Origin of the sequence: Streptomyces sp. NPDC006602, from assembly GCF_042870385.1 — a bacterium.
GTDB lineage: Bacteria > Actinomycetota > Actinomycetes > Streptomycetales > Streptomycetaceae > Streptomyces.
Genome location: NZ_JBIAHG010000041.1, coordinates 1,924 through 19,256, shown reverse-complemented (window position 1 = coordinate 19,256; position 17,333 = coordinate 1,924). Strand labels below are relative to the sequence as shown.

The window sequence follows — 17,333 nt, the reverse complement described above, 5'->3', positions numbered from 1 at the left end:
TGGTCGGGCGAAGAGAGGGGGCCGACGTGGACGCGACCTGGTATGTCCCACGCGTGGCTGCCGCCACACCTTCCGTGAGCAGGTGCCCGGAGTGCTGGAGCGATACCAGCTCCTCGTTTGCCACTGCGCAAGGGCCAAGTGATGGACGTCAGTTGGTGTGCGCCTGCGCCGCGGACAGGCTGCCGTCATCGGCACACGTTCGCAAGCTGTCGTGCTCCCTCGCGAACTGTCGTGCTGTGACTGAGCGCTGTAGTTGGCCCGTTCGGCAAGGTCGGTGCTCAAGGTGTCAACCGTTGGGTCGCGCCGCCGGCGCTCTCGACGGCGGCCGGACGCCCTGGTTGTCCGGAGCAAGGCGCCGCCCGCGAAACGCACCGGCTCGGAGGCTCAGTCAGGTCTCCGGCAGTACGAGCCAGATCTCGGAGAAGGCGAGGCCGTGCTCGCGACTCACCGCCCCACAGTGGCAGCCCAACGTGGCCCGGCGCCAATCGCAGGTCACGGTCCACGGGCCGTTCGTGCCTCCGCACTTCGGGCAGCCGACGGTTTCGGCTGCCCATACCCCCGGCGCGGGTCTGGTGTGGCGGCGGAATCTACCCGCGTACCGGGCCTGCCAGGGCTCAACCGGCGGTGTGAGCGGGACGGCGCCGGGCACGCTTGTCGCGGCGAGAGCGGTGAACAGTGCGGCCAGGTCGGGGAGCAGGGCTTCGCCCTCTTCGGTCGGCGGCGCCGCGCTTTCCGTCGTCCCCGGCACGGTGCCATACCTCGGAGCCGCCGCCGCAATGGGTGGATTCGGGGCCGTGTGCCAGGGCAGCAGGGCGCGGGCGACGGCGGCCAGGAGGGCGGCGGCAGGCGGGCTGACAGTACCGGCGTCGAGGTGATGGACGGTAGTCCGGAGTATGCGTTGAAGCCGTCTGTCTCGGTCCGTCGCCCGGGTCTGTGCCGCTGCACCCCGCCGGGTGGGGAGCGGGGCGGTGAGACGGGCGAGGACAGCCACAACCGCCTCGGCGTCCGCTGAGGACAGGCGTCACTCGCCCGCAGCAGGGAGCTGCCAGGCTCTCCCGGCCTCCAGGGTGAGAGCGCGTGTCAACAGAGGGCACCTGGAGCCGATCTTCTTGAGGTGGCCGCGTATCAGGTCGGCGAGCCAGTTCAGGGTGGCACTCGACAGCGGCAGGCGGGCGGTGTAGACAAGGCCGTCAGGGCCCTCGACGGAACTGTTGTTTTTCGTCACACAAACTCAACTGCCGTCGGGTGCCCCTCAGTTACGGACGCGCCCCGTGCGACTACGGACGTGCCGTGAACCGCCCGTCGCCCCGCTTGTGCAGCCAGCCGCGGTCGGCGAGCTTCGTCATCTTCGCCCGCAGAGGTTCCAGCTTGCCGCGCACCGAGGCGTCCAGACCCAGCCGCTCACCGACCGCCCTGACCTGCACCGGGCCGTCGGCCTCCCGCACGATCGCCAGGATCTTGCGGTAGTCGCCGGGCAGCGCACCCTCGTCGGCCGCGTCGCTGCGGTGCGGGATGAGCAGGACTGCCCGCCCGGCCACCTTCGCCGATACCGGGGCGACAGCCCCGGCGTCGGCCCGAGCCTGCTCGGCCAGGCGGTTCAACACCCGCTCCGCGATCGCCAGTTCATCCCGCTCGGCCTGGACCTCCTGGAGCTGCTTGGCCAACTCCTCCGCGAGGGCGTCCAGTTCGCTCCGGCGGGCGGTGATCCACTGCCGCTACTGCATCCCCGCACCCTCCCGCGTTCTCACGGCGTGCCGACCTGCTGACGGATCGTAGGCGGGGCCGGTCATGGGCGCAGCCGAACCCGGCATCCCGCCGGAGCCGGACATGCCCGATGATCTACGCCATGGTCATCGGCCGCCGACCGGCACGAGCACCCAACTCGCCATTCACACCAGACCCGTGACCAGCGACTTCACGATCTACACCGCCCAGGGAGGATGCCTCACGGGTGCGGACCGGCAGTGCGCCGCGGGCGATGGCCTCCCTGAGAAACCTGGCCATCGGCGCGCTCCGCCTGGCGGGCGGGACAAATCGCCGAGGGCCTACGCCATCACGGGCGGGACATGACCCGGCCGCTGACGACCCTCGGACTCACGTGATCATTCCCGGCCGATCGCGAGAACGACGGAGCCCTGCCCCCGAGTTATGTTTTTCGCGGTCCTGCAGTTATGTTTTTCGCGGTCCTGCAAGAGGGCCGCTGGCCTCCGGGCCCGGCATGACTGTGTCCCCCTGTCGAAGACATGACCTGGGGGCTGGTGTCACCGGGCCCGGGAGGTGCCGTCGGAGACGCTGATGAGAGGCCCGGCCACCACCCGGTCCGGCGCAATGCCGGGCAGCTCGCGGGCGGCAGGTCTGCATAACGTCGCACTCCACGCCGAGGTGCTGGAGCGGGTCCGGCAGGTAGGCGGCGCGGAAACGCCGCGCTGATCTCTTCTCTGGGGCACGGCTGCTGGCCAGGGCGTTCGTCGGCTACTACCTCTTGGCGAAGGCGTCGGCATCGACTTCAGCGAGGAGTTTGACCAGCGTTTCAGCTTTGCGCGGGTGCGTTCGATGCTCTTCGGTATCAGGTCGTAGGTCACACACAGGTTGGCCCTGGCGGCCGGGGACCATCCCCCCTCACTGGCTTGTGGATGGTCCCCGGCGGAGGCTTGAACGGGCGGAATGCGAGTCAAGGGCGGGGCAAATGGTCAGCTGCACTCGCGACCGGACAGCGATCGGTACAGGGCTTGCTTCCAGCCGGAGCTGCCGCCGAAGTAGCCGCCGTAGTACCTGAACATGTACGTGCCGCCGCTGGTCCTTGCCCGCAGGAACAGGTTGGTAGTGAGACCGTTCGTGGCGCGGTATTTGATGTACTGCATGCTGTCGCTGTAGTTGCTGCCTTCGATGAGGCGGTCGTCCAGCTTGTCCCAGGTCTTCGGGCCTACGACGCCGTCGACATCATCGCCTGTAAACCCCAGCCTCTTCTGCAGCTGCTTGACACCCCACGTCGTGGTTGAACCAAAGGCGCAGTCCACATCCGGGGCATCAATGATGAATTCCGCGTAGAGGATTGACTGGATCACTCCCACGGAGTTGCTGTTCCAGTAGGAGCTGCCCGACCAGAGCGTGGCCTCGTCGGAGAAGTCGTTCTGGGCGCCGGCGTTTTCGTCGATGTACCCGCTGCTCACACTGGCGGCGGCGGGACTGGTGTTGAAGGTGATGCTGAATGCCAGAGCGGCGGCGCCGGCGATGAGGGTGCGACTGATTCTCGACATGCTGGTTTAACCCTTTCAGGGCTGGTTGAGGTGGTTCAGCGAGCGGTTGCTCGCTGCTGGCGGGCGAGGGCTTCGGCGGCCTCGCGGCGGTCGGTGGCCAGTGGGTCGGCGGGGACGCCGGCTCCACGCCCCGGGTGTTCGCGCAAGCCGCGCAATTCGGCGGCGAGGCGGGGCAGGCGGGGGCTGCCGGGGGTGACGTCGATGCTGAACAGGGACTCGTCGGGCTGCTTGTCGTCCCCGCCCCAGCGGACCACGCCGTCGAGTTCGGCGAGGATGTCGCGGAGCACGGTCAGCTGATCCAGGAACCAGCCTCCTGCGGTGCCGGCCGGGTAATGGCCGGGGCGGATCCGCAGAGCGGTGCCAGAGGCCAGGTTGGAGGCGGGGGTCGCCTGGGCGATGCCTGACGGGTGCTGCCAGCCGGTGACATCGCCAGGGCGCAACTCGTCGATCTCGTAATGGTGGCGGCGCAGCAGATGGACCAGAACGGTCTCCACATCGCCGATGCGGGTGGCGACGGTGAGGCCGGTGCCAGGGACGGGGCGGGTCCAGACGGTGGAAACGTCGTCCGCCTGCTCCTCCATCACCCAGCCGTTGAGTGAAACGGGGCGTTCCTTCGCCGCGGCGCCCACGGCTCCTGCGGAGCTTCCGGAGGCTGCCACGTCGGCGGCGGAAGCCGTCGGGGCGGTGAGGAGGGTGCCGGAGGCGAGTCCCAGCCCCAGGACCGCCGTGCCCTGCACCATCATGCGCCTGCTGATGTACGTCATGTCGAGCGCCTCTTCCTCGATGTGCTGTGGGCAGGGGTCAGTTCGCCGCGGCGCGGTGGCGGGCGTAGTAGCTTTCCATGACGCGGTACACGCCGCCGACGTCCCGGCCGTACTGTTCGGCGGCTTCGTTGGTGCCGTTGTAACGGGCGATGATCCGTTCGCTGTCGGAGTCCGAGGTGTCCAGGCCGGGGCGGGGCAGACTGATCTGGAAGGCGTTGTAGACCGTCAGGTAGGCCGCGGTCTCGATGTTGTACTCGGGGTCTTCGTGCAGTCTGGTCCACACGGTGGAGAGGTCGTCCTCGAGCGTCAGCAGCGGCTCATTGAGGAGGCCCTGCTCCACGCAGTAGTTGCGGGCCTCGATGGCGACCCAGCCGAAGATCTGGCCCCAGCCGGTGCTGGAGTCGTCCTTCAGGCCGGCCTTGACGGCTTCGTCGGCTATGGGGTCCAGCGGGTTGAACTGCCGCAGTTCCCACAGCACCGGTGCCTGCACCAGTGCCTTGCGCAGCCGGAGGTTGCGGGCCAGACGGGTGAAGAGCCAGTCCATGGAGACGACTGCGTCGATGGCCTGGGAGTTGGATATGCCGCCGAGGGTGATCCAGTCGTCGTCCGTCCAGCCGTCGCCTCCGGTCTCGGGGACCCCGATACTCTCGAGGTAGGTGCGGATCTCGGCCTTCATCGCCTCGTGGTCGGCGGCGACGATGTCGACGTCGAGAGTCTCGGTGTAAGAGGCGGGGTTGAAGGTCCGCTCGCCGTCGTCGCGGCCCGAGGCGATGTTCTTGTCGATCTCTATGGTGCCCTCGCCGGAGCCGACGGTGAGGGTAGCGATCTGGTCGAATGCCCAGTTGGCGGGCAGGGCGTAGCCGAGGTTTCCGGAGAAGCCGCTGGACATGTCGGAGACGAAGCTGGCGTCGGCGTAGCCGGCGTCCGAGACGCGGCGGCACACGTTGCGTGCGCCGTATACGCCGATCCGGTAGCGGGAGTAGGTCGTGATCACGTGGTGGACGCCACGGAAGTGCGGCAGGACGGAGGCGGTGACCTCGCCGTCGAGGGCGTCGAAGTCGACGGCGAAGTAAATGCGGGTGCCGTCCTGGAAGCCGTGTCGTCGTGCCCAGACGATGGCGTCGTGGGCGTCGTGCAGGCCCTGGCTGTAGGAGAAGTAGTCGGCGCTGCCGCCCCAGGTCTGGTAGATCGGGAAGCAGCTCAGACTGGCCGCGGCGATGGTGTCGAGCTCACCGGGCTTGATCATCTTGTCGAGGGTGGAGCCGGCCACGTTGCTCAGGTACCGGCCGACGTGCCGGTATCCGGCGTCGTGGAGGGCCTGGGCGCGGGCTGGGGTGACGGTGGTGATGCAGTCGCAGGCGGTGCCGGGGCGGGACTGGTCGCCGTAGGAGATCAGCAGCGACGCCCACGTGGAGAAGTCGACGGTGCCGGTGTGCGGCAGGGCGACGTACGACTGGAACAGCGCGACCGCCTCCGCGACCTGTGCGTCGTAGGAGGAAGTGAACGCCACCGGGCGGTCGTTGAGGACCAGGGCAGCGGTGAGCAGGGACACCCAGACACCGCTGTTTCCGGAAGCCAGGGGGTGGCTGCGCAGGCCGGACTGGGTGGTGGGGCCGAAAACGCCATTGACGGTGCCGTCCGCCATGCCGAGCTCGTACTGGATCGCGTACAGCATTGACTTGGCAACACTGCGGGAGTGGTGACCGTCACAGGGGATGACGAAGAAGTCGGCGCGGCCGATGTAGCGTCCGTTGAGCCAGCGCTGGACAGTCTGCACGGCCGAGCTGCCGGCCCGGTCGCCGTAGGTCACCAGCACGTACGGGTCCATGTTCAGCAGGCCCTTGAACACCTTCGGGGTGAGGCCGGTTCCTTCGACATTGCCGACGCCCATGTCCTGCTTGAGCTGTGTCACGGACGTGGTGACGCGCGGCCCCCAGACACCGTCGATGTCGCCGCCGTCGTATCCCTTGCAGTAGAGCGCCGACTGCACGATCTTCGCGAAGTTCTCCGACGGTACGGTCGCTGCAGTGAGCGACGGGTACGCCGCTCTCAGGGTGGTCAGGGTGGTGGGGCCGAAGCTGTTGGACAGGGCGGTGATACCGAGTTCGTACTGGAGCGCGCGGGTGAGCGCGTACATCGTGGCCCAGCCAGTTTGCCCGTCCTCCTCAAGCGTCGTGCCAATCACGTCGCTGTATGTGTTGTTCACGAACTGCTGTGCACGCAGCACCAGTTCATCCATGACGGTCTTACCTTCCGGCTTCAAGTCCCCTACTCCGGGCAAAGAGGGGCATCCTCTGACTGCGGTAGTTGAAAGACTTGGCGGGGACGCTGCTCGCCCGAGCGTCACCGTGCTGTGCCAGGGGCCTGGGCGAGGAGCCCCGGGATCGGAGCGGTGGGGCAGAATGCTTCTGCCGAACTGGATCGGGTCTGGAGCCGCCGGGCGTCCGCCCGGCTGCGCAGGGCCAGTTGGTGGAGCGGGGCCTTGCGCACGGTCGATCACCATGCCTCAGCGTCGGCGGTCGCCGCCCTACCCGGTTCGTTGGGCAGGAGCCCGTCGGTGTCGTCGAGGGGTGCGATCCTGGCAGGCCGGGTTGCCTCGTCGGGCCAGCCCGCTGGGCTCGCCCGGTTGGCGGGCCAAATCGAACGCGAGCCCTCGCCGTTGACGACCACCTTGGGGTCAGCCTCCTCAGAGACGGGCACGACTGCCTCCTGTCGGTTCTGGGCGGAAACAGCTCCTTCATTTCTGCAGAACGCAGAGCTTGGAACAGCGCCCGTGATTCGCCCTCGGGCGGCGCGTATCGAAAGTTACGTGACGGACTGGAGGGATGCATGTCACGCCAACACGTGACAACGATGGACCTTAGAGCCATCGTGGGCTTCGGACTTTGTCATCCGTGCAGGAAACTTTGTCAGTAGTGCACCACCTCAACCTGCGTTCCACAGTTGAGCGGGGTTCTCGGGGGTGTGACCGGGCATCGGCGCCCGCGCCGGTGCGGTGGCCAGGACTTCCAGGACGTCGACGGTGAGCCGGGCAGGCTCCGCCGGGCTGTCGGACTGGGGGAGGAATCCCGCCACGTGCAGCAGGTCGCCGGGCTGTATCTCGGTGAGCAGCGCGTACGCGATGCGGGGTTCTTCGGTCGTGCAGGAGAAGGCCGTGTCGTCTGCGGGGTCGTCTTCCCTGTCAAGTTCTTCTGTTCAGTCTCCTGGCAGTGCTGGCTCCCGGTGGGGATGGTCACCCCGCTGAAGTCGACCGTCCGGCCGGAGAACACCGCACGGCTGAAGTCGACTATGCCGCCGGAGAACACCGCACCGGAGAAGTCTCCGCCGTCGAAGGTGACGGCGGTGAAGTCGAGGTGGTGGCCCCGCCAGGAGTGCGGATCCTCGGGGGCAAGGCGGAGGTGATCGCGGATGAGGCGGATGACCGTGTGTCGGATTTCGCGCAGTGCGAGGTATGTGTGCCTGCTTCTGCGTCGCCATCAGGGAGGTCGGCCTCAGCCGTGTAATAGGCAGACGGAGGCAGGCGCACAGTACGTCGAAGTAGTCGGCCCTGCACTCCGGCTCTGGACCAGATCAGGAAGCCGCGGTGGGCGGTTGACTTCGAGACACCGAAGCAGGGCGGCAGGGCCCGCCAGGCACACCCGCCGACCAACACGTAGATGATGGCCACGAACAGCGTCTCATCAGGCGTGTTGGCTGTTCCGCCGCCCTGCGGCCATGTTCGGTGTTCTGGGATCAGCGGCTTGGTGATCTCCCATAAGCCGTCCGGCACGATCCAACTCCAGGTTCCTCGCCCATGCCGGCAGCGTCAGCAGCTGCCCGTGCTGCCTGCACCAACAAGCCGGGGTCAGCAGGCCACGAAAGTTGCCAAGCAGCATTTGCATTCTGTGCACGACGATGCTGAATGCGCATTTCCGACACAGGAGTTGATCTCATCCGGCATCCTGCTGTGGTGAGCCGACTCCCACGGTACGTGCGGCGAAGGTGGGTGCGCCTGTGCCTGTTCGCCCTGTTGATGGTTGTGTCCCTCGGCCTTGGCTGGGCGATGTTGCGCTCGGATGAAGAGCAGGGGATTGAGCAACTGGTCGGCTGGGCCGGACTGTTCGTCTCATTGGCTGCGCTGGCGGTATCACTGGCCGGTCTCTTCCCGCCGCTGTCGCCGCCGGCGGACACGGCGCAGCTCGCGGACGACCTTGCGGTGACGGTGCGCGATCAGTGGGAAGAGGAGGTCGCAGCCCGTCGCTTGCGCGACCCACGGATTATCCCGCTGGCTTGGTCGGCCACCGACCGGCCGGTGACCGCGCCACCGGAGGCCGTCGTCGGCCCGGTCGGGGCCCGTATCCTGCGGCTGTCACTGAACGGCCGGCTGGACGACGACTTCACCTCGGCCGGTGCCGAACTGGCCGAGAGATACCGGCAGATACCCAGCGGCAGGCTGGTTGTGCTGGGGGAGCCCGGTGCGGGCAAGACCGTACTGGCCACCATGCTCTCTCTCGGTCTGCTTACGGAACGTGAGGCGGGAGCACCGGTGCCCGTGCTGCTGGCAGTGTCCGCCTGGGACCCGGTCAGTGAGTCGCTGGACGATTGGATCGTGGGCACACTCGCCACCGCCTACTACGGTGGCCGGCCCGACATCCCGAAACGGTTGCTGAACCAACGGCGGCTGCTGCCGATCCTGGACGGTTTGGACGAAATGCCCGAGGCGTCCCGACGCAGCGCCGTACGCGCCCTCAATGAAACCTGCGGTGAGGATCGCGGAGTCGTACTGACCTGCCGCTCGGTCGAGTACCAGGACGTCATCGAAGGTGGCTCACCGGCTCTTCGCCGAGCGCCGGTGGTAGAGGTGGCGCCGGTGCCGGTATCGGACGCCATCGCCTATCTCGGTGACGTGAGCTGGCCCGCCGACGTTGAGTGGGAGCCGGTCTACGCGCACCTGCGGGAAAACCCCGACAGCCCGCTCGCGGCCGCTCTGTCGACGCCGCTGGCTCTCACTCTGGCCCGCACCGTTTACCGCAACTGCGACCGGGATCCGAGCGAACTCCTCTCCTTCGACGGATCGCACGCCGTGGAAGACCACCTCGTCGACCACGTCATCACCGCGGCCTATGCTCCGCCACCGGGAAGCCGCGAGGGTCACGCTGACGGGGAGTGGCAACGCAGAGCCGAGCGTACCGAGCAGTATCTGACGTATCTGGCGACCTACCTCCACCGATACCGCGAACGTGATCTGGTGTGGTGGCTCATGAGCAACCGGCTGTTCTCCCGCTGGGCCGGGCTCGTCCTCGGCATCGCACTGGGCCTGCTCATCATGATCGCCGCCGCCGCCGTCAACCGAACTGTGAACCTCGCCAGGGGTGTGATCCATGAAGATTTCTTTGAACTGAACCAAGCAGCTGAGATCGGCGCCGGCTGCGCGATCCTGATCATCATCACCTGGTATGCGGCACCGGACCGGCCGCCCGGGAGCTTGTCATTCAGCCGGCGCGGGTCCCTGGGCCGGCTGCGCAGAGGGTTCGCCGCGGGTCTGAAGCTGACGTCCATCCTGACCGTGCCCACCGCGGCCACCACGGCTGTCGCCATCACCTTCTCCGGAAGCTGGCCCACGTCGTTGGTGCTCGACTTCTGCCGGATCGTCGCAGGGGCGGCGGGAGGAGCTCTCGCCGTCAACCTGGCCCTCGCCGTGCACGCATGGCTCGATGCCCCACCGGAACGTGCTACTGGTGCCGGCCCGCTTGAACTCCTGCGCCAGGACCGCACGTCCTCCCTGGCCGGGGCGCTGACCGCCGGAGCATTTCTCGGCGCCATCGCAATGCCGCTGGTGATCCTCGCTATTGCCGTCGGATTCATGGTGTTGCTCGCGCTCACTCATGCGTCCGCCCCCCACATACCCTCCGATCTCGTCAACCAGATCGTCGCTGACACCGATCCTTACCAAACACTCCAGACGACCATCGGCAACACCCTCCTGCCGGCGGTGGCCTTTGCCCTGCTCATACTGCTGACCCGGTCCTGGCCCAGATTCGCGCTCCTCCGCCTGGTCCTGGCTGCTCAAGGCAAACTGCCCTGGCGTCTGACACGGTTCCTCTCCGACGCCAGGGACCGGCAGCTGCTGCGCCAGTCCTCGGGCACCTACCAGTTCCGCCACATCCGGCTGCAAGAACGGCTCGCCAGCCGTTCGCTGGCCCAGGACCGCGCCCCGACACCCCGGGCCCGGAGCCTCCGACACCGCCGCATCCAGGTGGTCACAGTCGTCACCGCCCTTCTGGCCTGCGGGCTCGCCGTGCGCCACGTCCTGCCAGAAGACACCTCAGGTGTCGTCATGGTGACCGGTGACGTCCAATCAATGGTCTTCAGCCCGTCGAAGAACCACACCCTCGTCACGGTCAGCCCCTCCGGCGAGGTACGGCGATGGGATACCCGTACCGGCGAACAATCCACGAGCGGTGCAGTCAGGCTCCCGGGCTGGCGGCAGTGGGATTCGACGCCCGTCTTGGCCGCACGCAAAGACGGAGTCTTGATAATCCCGAACCATTACGGGGGTTATACGGACAGGGACGACGCGCGAGTGCTTCCGTGGGACGGGGCACGGAATCGCGAGACCGTCATCTTCGACGGAGCCCTGCCTTCCGCCGATGCTCCCTTCCGGTTCCGCCCTGCAGCACTGAGTGTTGGAGGAAAGTACCTGCTCACTGCGCTGGAGGACGAGCACGGCGTCACGAAGCGTGGCATGGTGCGGAACACCCACACCGGCGCACCGATCAGCAAACGACCGTCGGAGAAGCCCAACGGCAGACGTCTGGCACTGAGTGCGGACGGCACCTACCTTGTCCAAGTCCTCCAGGATGAGGTTGTCCAGACCTTCGTGCGCAACATGCGCACTGGCAAGCGCATCTGCTCACTTCCGGCCTACCCGGACTCCACTGAGGTGGCGATCAGCGCCACGGGCAGACGGCTCGCCACTTCCGAGCGCAGCATCGTATGGATATGGGACGAGAAATGCCACAAGGCCGGAAAGTCGATCACCGGCTACAGGAACGTCACCGCGCTCGCACTGAACGCGGATGGCACCAAGCTGGCGGTCTCCGCCGACGGCGTCACCCGGCTGTGGGATCTGCCGCCCGTTGCTGACTGATCGGGCATGGACTGCGCGGGGTCCTTGGCTAAGTCGTCGACAAGCGCCGCCTGCTCTCCGTGTGAGTAGCCAACGCCAGACTCATCAGGTTGGCGATGGGCGGAGCCCATCGACGTTGTCGGAGGCAGGTGCCCGTTCTGCTTGCCTCTCGCTCTCTTGGAGCACGGCGCTGGCGAGGGTGAGCCTGGTTACCTGCTGGCGAAGTTCCTCGATCTCGGCCTTCTGATTGGTGACGATCCTTCTGAGCTTGGTGACGGTGTCCCGAAGTCGCTTCTCGGATTCCGGGACCTGTTCGGTTTCTCTGCGGACACGTTCGTAGAACTCGATCTTCAGATCGACGTGCCGTTTGTGGAGGGCCATGCGGTGGACGCCGGCTTCGGTGGCGAGGGCGACGACGGTGAGGCTGCCGTTGGAGGCCGTGGCCTGTCCGGCGAGGAGCCGGTCCATGGCCTCGCGGATGCAGGCGCGCTCGTCCTGGTGTTGCTGGTTCATGTGAGGGCCTCGGTGGATTGGGCGGTGGCGTCGTGCGTGTCGGCGGTTGCCCAGAGCCTGGCTGCATTGGCGCGTAGGCGCTTTCCGATGGGCTGTGGTGCGTGGTCGGCGAGCTGGTCGATCTCGTCGGCGCGTTCGCGTAGCAGGCGGGCGTGCGTGTCGGTGCGGACGGTGTTGCCGCAGTCGGGTCGGCAGTCGTACTGCCTCGGGGCAGTAGTGCCGGGCTCAGGTTCGCATAGGGCGTTGTCATGTTTGAACGCGCAGATCAGAAGCGCGTCGGGGTTGTCGTAGAGCACGACCTTCTCCAGTTCCGCCTTGAGCTTGGCGACGCGCTCTTCGGCCTCACGCTGGGCGTCGTCGGTCTCGCGGCGTGCGGTCAGCTCGTAGAGGTCGCTGCGGATCCGGGCGGCCTTGTTACGGATCACGGCGGCCGGGTGCTCCTTCGCCCAGGAGAGCAGGGCCTCGATCCCGTCGCTGTCCACCGGACGGTCGGATGCGGGGCCGGCCGCCTGCGGGGCGTCCGTGCCGGTGTCCGGGGTGGGGGCGTCCTGGTCGCTGTACTGGAGGGCTTCGGCCAGTTCGCTCTCCGACAGTCCGAGGGTCTCGCGGACGTGCTCGGGGCTGTCGCCGTTGTTCAGCATGGAGGCGGCGGTGGCGGTGAAGGCGTTGGCGGGCATCGGGTCTCCGGTCGTCGGGGTGTCAGGGCTGGTGAGGTGCGGGAGCAGGGTCACGAGGTCGTCCTCGCCGCAGGGCAGTCCGAGCGCGCCCAGCAGGTCGGCGACGTCGTCCTTGTCGCGGGCTGGTGGGCGACCACCAGGGAGGCGGCGGCGCTCTGGCCGCTGCCCAGCGGGGTGAGTTCGAGGGCCTCCGCTTCGAGGGCCTCTTTCATGTCGGTGAACATGACTGGCCCTCCTACGCGGCGGCGGTGCGGGGCTTGCGCTGCGCGAGATCCAGCAGCTCGCGATTGCGCTTCTTCTGGGCGTCGGTGAGCGGCCTGGCCTTCGCGCCGTGGCGGTGCCAGATCGGGGAAGCGGGCGGCTCGGGATAGGCGAGGACGTGGTCGACCTCGCGTTGGGTGCTGCTCAAGGGAGCCTCCAGGTGGAGGGGTTCAGGCGTGGTCGTCGTCGCGCCGGCGCTTGGGCTGGACGTCGGAGGCGAACCGGCCGAGACGGGCCTCGGTGGGATTCGCGGCGATCCAGCGTTCGGCGCACGCCTTGTGGACGGGCTCCCCGTAGTGGGAGCGCATCGGCGTGGGCTTGTCGCACAGCGCGCAGGGGCGGTCCTGCCAGCGGTCGAAATGCTGGCCGTCGCGCCAGTCCAGCAAGCCACCGGGAACCGGGATCAGGCCCGGTTCCCACAACGGCTTCTTGCTGCTCCTGCGGGTCACGGCCGCAGGTGGGGCAGCTGCTGGAAGACTCGGTCCACAAGGTCCTGCGTCGGCTTCCAGGCCGGGAGCGCGCCCGTGGCGGGCACGGGCGGCGGCAGTTCGTGGACGTCGGCGAGGACCAGGTGGTGAACGTCGCGCTGCGCCCAGGGGCTGGTGCAGTGTTCGGGCCCCTGGTCCAGGTGGCAGTCGGTGAGCCGGGCGACGCCGATGACCGCGCCGCGGTGGAGCTCGCGGCCGCGGATCGCGGTGGCCACCAGCGGGTCACGCAGCACAGCGGGCTCTGGCTTCGCCTTCCCGGCGTGGAGAAGGACCCAGCCTCGCCACGGCCAGTGCACGGGCCTGTTCTCCGGGTTCTTCCCGGCGAGGATGCAGGTGGCCCAGGGCTGGCGGATCGTGATGCCGCGGATCCAGTCGCCCTCGGGCAGGGTGGCGATGCTCATGCGGCTCGCCCCCACATCGCCGTGCCCGGTCGGCCCGCGCGCCGCCCGTTGATGGACGGCACCTTGGCGTGCTCCTTGGTGGCGAGGACGGCGCGGCCGGAGTGCTTGCCGTCGTAGAGGGCGGCGTCGGCGGCGCGCTGTGCCACGGACAGGTCGCGGGTGCCGATCACGTCCAGGACCGCGGCGCCGACCGAGGCGGCGACGTCCACGGCCTGGCCGTCGTCGAGGACCACCGGGATGCGCAGCATCCGCACCAGCTGCGCGAGGCGGACTTCGCGGCGGTCGCGGGGCAGGTGCAGCACGACGGCGAACTCGTCTCCACCGAGCCGGCCGACGGCCGCGCCCGGGCCCGCCCAGGCGGTGAGCCGGTCGGCGGTCGCCCGCAGCACGGTGTCCCCGGCCGCATGGCTCAGCCGGTCGTTGACGTCCTTGAAGTGGTCCTGGTCGACCAGGACCACGACGGTGTCGTCGCCGTGGCGGTGCAGGACCTGCCGGGCACGGGCGGTGTAGGCGTCGCGCCGAAGGAGGCCGGTGAGCGGGTCCCTCTTCGCGGCGGCGAGCCGCCTGTGCAGCGCGAGGGCGTGCACGGTCCAGCCGATCAGTGGCACGGCGGCGGTCGTCAGTAAGAGGGTGCGCTGGCCGATCCGGCCGTGAACGCGCAGGAGGGACGACATACTTGGGTTCTCCGTCTCGTCTCGTACGGGATGGATGGGCCCGGGACAGCCGACGAAGCCGCCAAGCAAGTGCGGCTGTCCCGGGGCGGAGCTACAGCGCGAAGTCGCTGCGGGTGGTCCAACTGACGGGGTTGTGCCAGAGGCCGGCCTTCGCGGCGGGCCACTCCATCTGCCAGCCGGGCCGAAGCCCGCGCGCTCCCCAGCTGTCCGGCTGCTTGCCGGGGATCTCGAGTCCGGCCGTGTGCGCGGCGAGCGCGGCGTCGTACACCTCGTGCGCGCGGCGCAGGGCCGCGGTGGGGGAGTCGGCGACGCCGGTGAAGACGTGCAGGCCGCGCCGGTCCGGGTCGGTGGTGTCGTGTATCGGGACGTCGACCTCGTAGATGCGCAGGTGCATGACGTCCAGCTCCTTTCTCTGCTCGGTGTTGGTGCCTCGGTGTTGAGGGACCACCGCGACCGCCCCGGCCTCCGTCGAACCGGGCCGCGGCGGCACGGAGCGTCCGTCACGCCGGTGAGGGCGGGTCAGAAATCCAGGTGGCTCGTGATCTGGCGCCGGGGGTCCCCGGCGCTGGTGTGGACGGTGCTGCGGTGCGCGGCGAGGCCGGCGCCCCCGCCCTGGATAGGCAGGTGACAGTCCGGGCAGCCGCGCCACCACTCGTCACCGGCCAGGAGGTCGGCCTGTGCGAACGGGTGCAGGCGCGGCGGCTGGGGCCTCATCCCGCCTCGCGGGTTCCGCCGACCGACTCGCGGGTTCCGCTGATGTATCCGATGGCGCTGGAGACGTAGCCGGTGTCCATGAGGCTTCCAGAGGTGTCGATCCGGTCCCACAGGTCGTCCATCTGCGCCAGGGCCCGCTTGAGCTGCTCGGTCAGCCACTTCGAATCGAGCCGGGCTTCGACCGCGACCAGGCGGTCGGTGTCGGGGCACTCCTGCGGCCAGGTAGGCGTCGACCCGGCGGACTTCGTCGGCAGTGAACGCCGCGACGATCTGCCGGTCCGCTTCGGCCTGCGCGTCGTCGTTGGAGCGGGCCATCCCGCGCGCAGCAGGCGGCCTCGCAGGCGAGCTCCCAGTCGTCCCAGTCGGGGAAGGCGCTGTGTTCGCGGAAGGTCATCGGAGTTCCCGATGGGTTCGCGGAGCGCCTCCAGGGCGTTGTCGTCGGCCTCTTGGTAGACCTCGCCGTGGACGGTGCAAAAGTTGTCCTCGTTGTTGTTCAGCTCGTCCGATGAGCGCGCGATACAGGCAGGGAGCCGTCAGCTGCACGGGGCGCTGCTGACGGGTGGGAAAAGGGCCTCGGAGCCCACCCCCGCGACGAGCAGGACGACGACGCACCAGGCGGCGAGCCGCCGGACGGGCTCGGAGAGCAGCTGCACTCCTCCAGCTGAGCAGCGTCAGGCGAGGCGGCGCCCCGGCAGGAGTGAAAGGGGAATCGAGCCACGCTTGGCAGGGCGGGGCGCGGAGCACGACCGTCTGGTGGGCCGCACGTTCAGGGAGTCGCCGATCGGGCCCCCAGGGACGGGCTCCCTGAGACGGTGCGCATTATTTGTTTCTGAGGATGTCTGTCAACTGCTTTGCGACATGTGACGCGTTCAGACCTTAGGAATGGCGGAATCCACTGGTTGCGTGGTCCTCCGATAGGGCTCCGCAGGAGCCCAGCGACAGCAAGGGGGCCGTCATGAGTGATGACGAGCGACGGAGCAACACGAATCCGGAGGGCCCCGAACACGACCCGCACGGGCCGTCCGACGGTCAGGGCGAGGAGCTCGTGGGCGTCGAAGTCCGTACGGCGCTCATCAGCGGGGAGACCTTCACCGACCAGCCGGTCCAGTACAGCGTGGTCGACGGGGTGGCAGTGTTCGAAGGCGACATCATCCTCGGGCTCGACGCGGACCTCCAGCGGCAGGCGGGCCAGATCCGCTCCGAGGCGGCCCAGTTGGCGCACGGCGTGGGGGACGAGGTCGCTCCCGGCGAAGCGGTCGACGCGGCGAAGCCGCCGGGCGGGCTTCCCGAGTCGGCGGTGATCGTCCCGGGCCAGAACAAGCGCTGGCCGGGCGGGGTGGTTCCGTTCGTCCTCGACAACACCCTGACGCCCGCCGCCCGTACCGCGATCACCGGCGCGATCAACCACTGGCACCTCAACACCCGCCTACACCTGCGGCCCCGCACAGGGGCAGACGCGCAGTGGGTCGTCTTCCGGGACTCCGACCAGTGCTCGTCCTGGGTCGGCCGGCAGGGCGGTGCCCAGGACATCAACATCGCCGCCGGCTGCGGGCGGGGAGCGACCATCCACGAGATTGGCCATGCCGTCGGTCTGTGGCACGAGCAGAGCCGCGAGGACCGCGACAAGTTCGTCACCATCCTCTGGCAGAACATCCAGGCCGGCCAGGGCCACAACTTCGACCAGCACGTCTCCGACGGCGACGACATCGGCGAGTACGACTTCGGGTCAATCATGCACTACGGGTCGACGGCGTTCGGCACGACCGACCCCACCACGGGCCTGACGAACACCACGATCAGCCCCAACCAGCAGCTGCCTCCCGGCGTCGTGATGGGGCAGCGCAACGGCCTGAGCCAGTCCGACCGCGGTGCGGTCGCGTGGATGTACGGTTCGATCTATCCGAGCCCGTCGAACACCTGGGTCGGCCGTTTCCAGGGGCAGCCGGGGACCGAGCTCCTCCACTACTCACCGGCACGCCACCACTGGTACCTCGGGCAGACCGTGAACGGCGCCATGGACTTCCGCGACGTCGGCGACACCACCGGCTTCGGTGACCTCGACGACGGCCGCCCCGTCTGGACCGGCGACTTCACCGGCAACGGCCACACCGACGTCCTCTTCTACTACCCCGGCGACGACAACTGGTGGCTCGGCACGCTGCAGAACGGCCAACTGACCTGGTCCCTCATCGGCAACACGGCCGGCTTCGGGCACGCCATCAACAAGGCGTTCCTGTTCTGGACGGGCGACTTCACCGGCGACGGCCGCGAGGAGGTGCTCTTCTACTACCCCGGCGACCACAATTGGTGGCTCGGCACGCTGCAGAACGGCCAACTGACCTGGTCCCTCATCGGCAACACGGCCGGCTTCGGCACCCTCAACGACGGCCGCCCCGTCTGGACCGGCGACTTCACCGGCAACGGCCACACCGACGTCCTCTTCTACTACCCCGGCGACGACAACTGGTGGCTCGGC

Annotated in this window: 18 protein-coding genes and 2 pseudogenes; 2 read left to right on the top strand and 18 right to left on the bottom strand. The window is 68.3% G+C overall.

The annotated features are described in order from the left end of the window. Positions 1-388 precede the first annotated feature (388 nt). The 8 genes and pseudogenes from ACFYO2_RS43685 to ACFYO2_RS43650 all read right to left on the bottom strand — a co-directional run. Positions 389-1,225: pseudogene (locus tag ACFYO2_RS43685) on the bottom strand (hypothetical protein). A gap of 52 nt (positions 1,226-1,277) precedes the next feature. Then, positions 1,278-1,664: a hypothetical protein gene (locus ACFYO2_RS43680; RefSeq protein WP_388361435.1), complete on the bottom strand. Its 387-nt coding sequence runs from the start codon at positions 1,662-1,664 to the stop codon at positions 1,278-1,280. A gap of 1,026 nt (positions 1,665-2,690) precedes the next feature. After that, entirely contained in the window at positions 2,691-3,257 is a 567-nt protein-coding gene (locus tag ACFYO2_RS43675) for a peptidoglycan-binding protein (RefSeq protein WP_388361432.1), read from the bottom strand. A 35-nt stretch (positions 3,258-3,292) separates the two neighbouring features. Then, positions 3,293-4,021, bottom strand: coding sequence for a hypothetical protein (locus ACFYO2_RS43670; RefSeq protein ID WP_388361430.1), 729 nt, complete (start codon positions 4,019-4,021; stop codon positions 3,293-3,295). A gap of 37 nt (positions 4,022-4,058) precedes the next feature. Further along, entirely contained in the window at positions 4,059-6,260 is a 2,202-nt protein-coding gene (locus tag ACFYO2_RS43665; RefSeq protein ID WP_388361427.1) for a glycoside hydrolase domain-containing protein, read from the bottom strand. 257 nt (positions 6,261-6,517) lie between these two features. Further along, entirely contained in the window at positions 6,518-6,721 is a 204-nt protein-coding gene (locus ACFYO2_RS43660) for an MbtH family NRPS accessory protein (protein ID WP_388361425.1), read from the bottom strand. 225 nt (positions 6,722-6,946) lie between these two features. Next, positions 6,947-7,096 (bottom strand): hypothetical protein, encoded by a 150-nt coding sequence (locus ACFYO2_RS43655; protein WP_388361528.1) that lies wholly within the window; start codon positions 7,094-7,096, stop codon positions 6,947-6,949. A 463-nt stretch (positions 7,097-7,559) separates the two neighbouring features. Next, positions 7,560-7,793, bottom strand: a pseudogene (locus ACFYO2_RS43650) (transposase); the annotation flags it as partial. A gap of 129 nt (positions 7,794-7,922) precedes the next feature. Between ACFYO2_RS43650 and ACFYO2_RS43645 the strand changes: the two are divergent. Next, complete coding sequence (locus ACFYO2_RS43645; protein ID WP_388361422.1) at positions 7,923-11,150, top strand: NACHT domain-containing protein; 3,228 nt, start codon at positions 7,923-7,925, stop codon at positions 11,148-11,150. 84 nt (positions 11,151-11,234) lie between these two features. Here the strand turns inward: ACFYO2_RS43645 and ACFYO2_RS43640 are convergent, their stop codons facing one another. From ACFYO2_RS43640 to ACFYO2_RS43595, 10 genes are all read right to left on the bottom strand, one after another. Beyond that, entirely contained in the window at positions 11,235-11,642 is a 408-nt protein-coding gene (locus ACFYO2_RS43640) for a hypothetical protein (protein ID WP_388361420.1), read from the bottom strand. Further along, positions 11,639-12,373 carry a hypothetical protein gene (locus ACFYO2_RS43635; protein ID WP_388361417.1) on the bottom strand — a complete coding sequence of 245 codons (735 nt, stop codon included), beginning with the start codon at positions 12,371-12,373 and terminating at the stop codon, positions 11,639-11,641. The genes ACFYO2_RS43640 and ACFYO2_RS43635 overlap by 4 nt, the downstream gene beginning before the upstream one ends. Next, entirely contained in the window at positions 12,370-12,543 is a 174-nt protein-coding gene (locus tag ACFYO2_RS43630) for a hypothetical protein (protein WP_388361415.1), read from the bottom strand. The genes ACFYO2_RS43635 and ACFYO2_RS43630 overlap by 4 nt, the downstream gene beginning before the upstream one ends. A gap of 11 nt (positions 12,544-12,554) precedes the next feature. Next, positions 12,555-12,728, bottom strand: coding sequence for a hypothetical protein (locus ACFYO2_RS43625; RefSeq protein WP_388361412.1), 174 nt, complete (start codon positions 12,726-12,728; stop codon positions 12,555-12,557). Between the two features lie 22 nt (positions 12,729-12,750). Beyond that, positions 12,751-13,029, bottom strand: a complete 279-nt coding sequence (locus ACFYO2_RS43620) for a hypothetical protein (protein ID WP_388361410.1) — start codon at positions 13,027-13,029, stop codon at positions 12,751-12,753. Continuing rightward, positions 13,026-13,469 carry a hypothetical protein gene (locus ACFYO2_RS43615; protein ID WP_388361408.1) on the bottom strand — a complete coding sequence of 148 codons (444 nt, stop codon included), beginning with the start codon at positions 13,467-13,469 and terminating at the stop codon, positions 13,026-13,028. Before ACFYO2_RS43615 ends, ACFYO2_RS43620 begins: the two co-directional genes overlap by 4 nt. Then, the gene (locus tag ACFYO2_RS43610) at positions 13,466-14,143 is read right to left on the bottom strand and encodes a GGDEF domain-containing protein (protein ID WP_388361405.1); all 678 of its coding nucleotides are present in this window, start codon (positions 14,141-14,143) and stop codon (positions 13,466-13,468) included. Before ACFYO2_RS43610 ends, ACFYO2_RS43615 begins: the two co-directional genes overlap by 4 nt. 91 nt (positions 14,144-14,234) lie before the next feature. Continuing rightward, the gene (locus ACFYO2_RS43605) at positions 14,235-14,537 is read right to left on the bottom strand and encodes a hypothetical protein (RefSeq protein WP_388361402.1); all 303 of its coding nucleotides are present in this window, start codon (positions 14,535-14,537) and stop codon (positions 14,235-14,237) included. Between the two features lie 125 nt (positions 14,538-14,662). Beyond that, positions 14,663-14,857, bottom strand: a complete 195-nt coding sequence (locus tag ACFYO2_RS43600; protein ID WP_388361399.1) for a hypothetical protein — start codon at positions 14,855-14,857, stop codon at positions 14,663-14,665. After that, a complete protein-coding gene (locus tag ACFYO2_RS43595) occupies positions 14,854-14,979 on the bottom strand; it encodes a hypothetical protein (protein ID WP_388361396.1) in 126 nt (41 codons plus the stop codon). Before ACFYO2_RS43595 ends, ACFYO2_RS43600 begins: the two co-directional genes overlap by 4 nt. Before the next feature lie 833 nt (positions 14,980-15,812). Between ACFYO2_RS43595 and ACFYO2_RS43590 the strand changes: the two genes are divergently transcribed. Further along, a partial coding sequence (locus ACFYO2_RS43590) for a M12 family metallopeptidase (RefSeq protein ID WP_388361393.1) occupies positions 15,813-17,333 on the top strand: 1,521 nt, incomplete at its 3' end.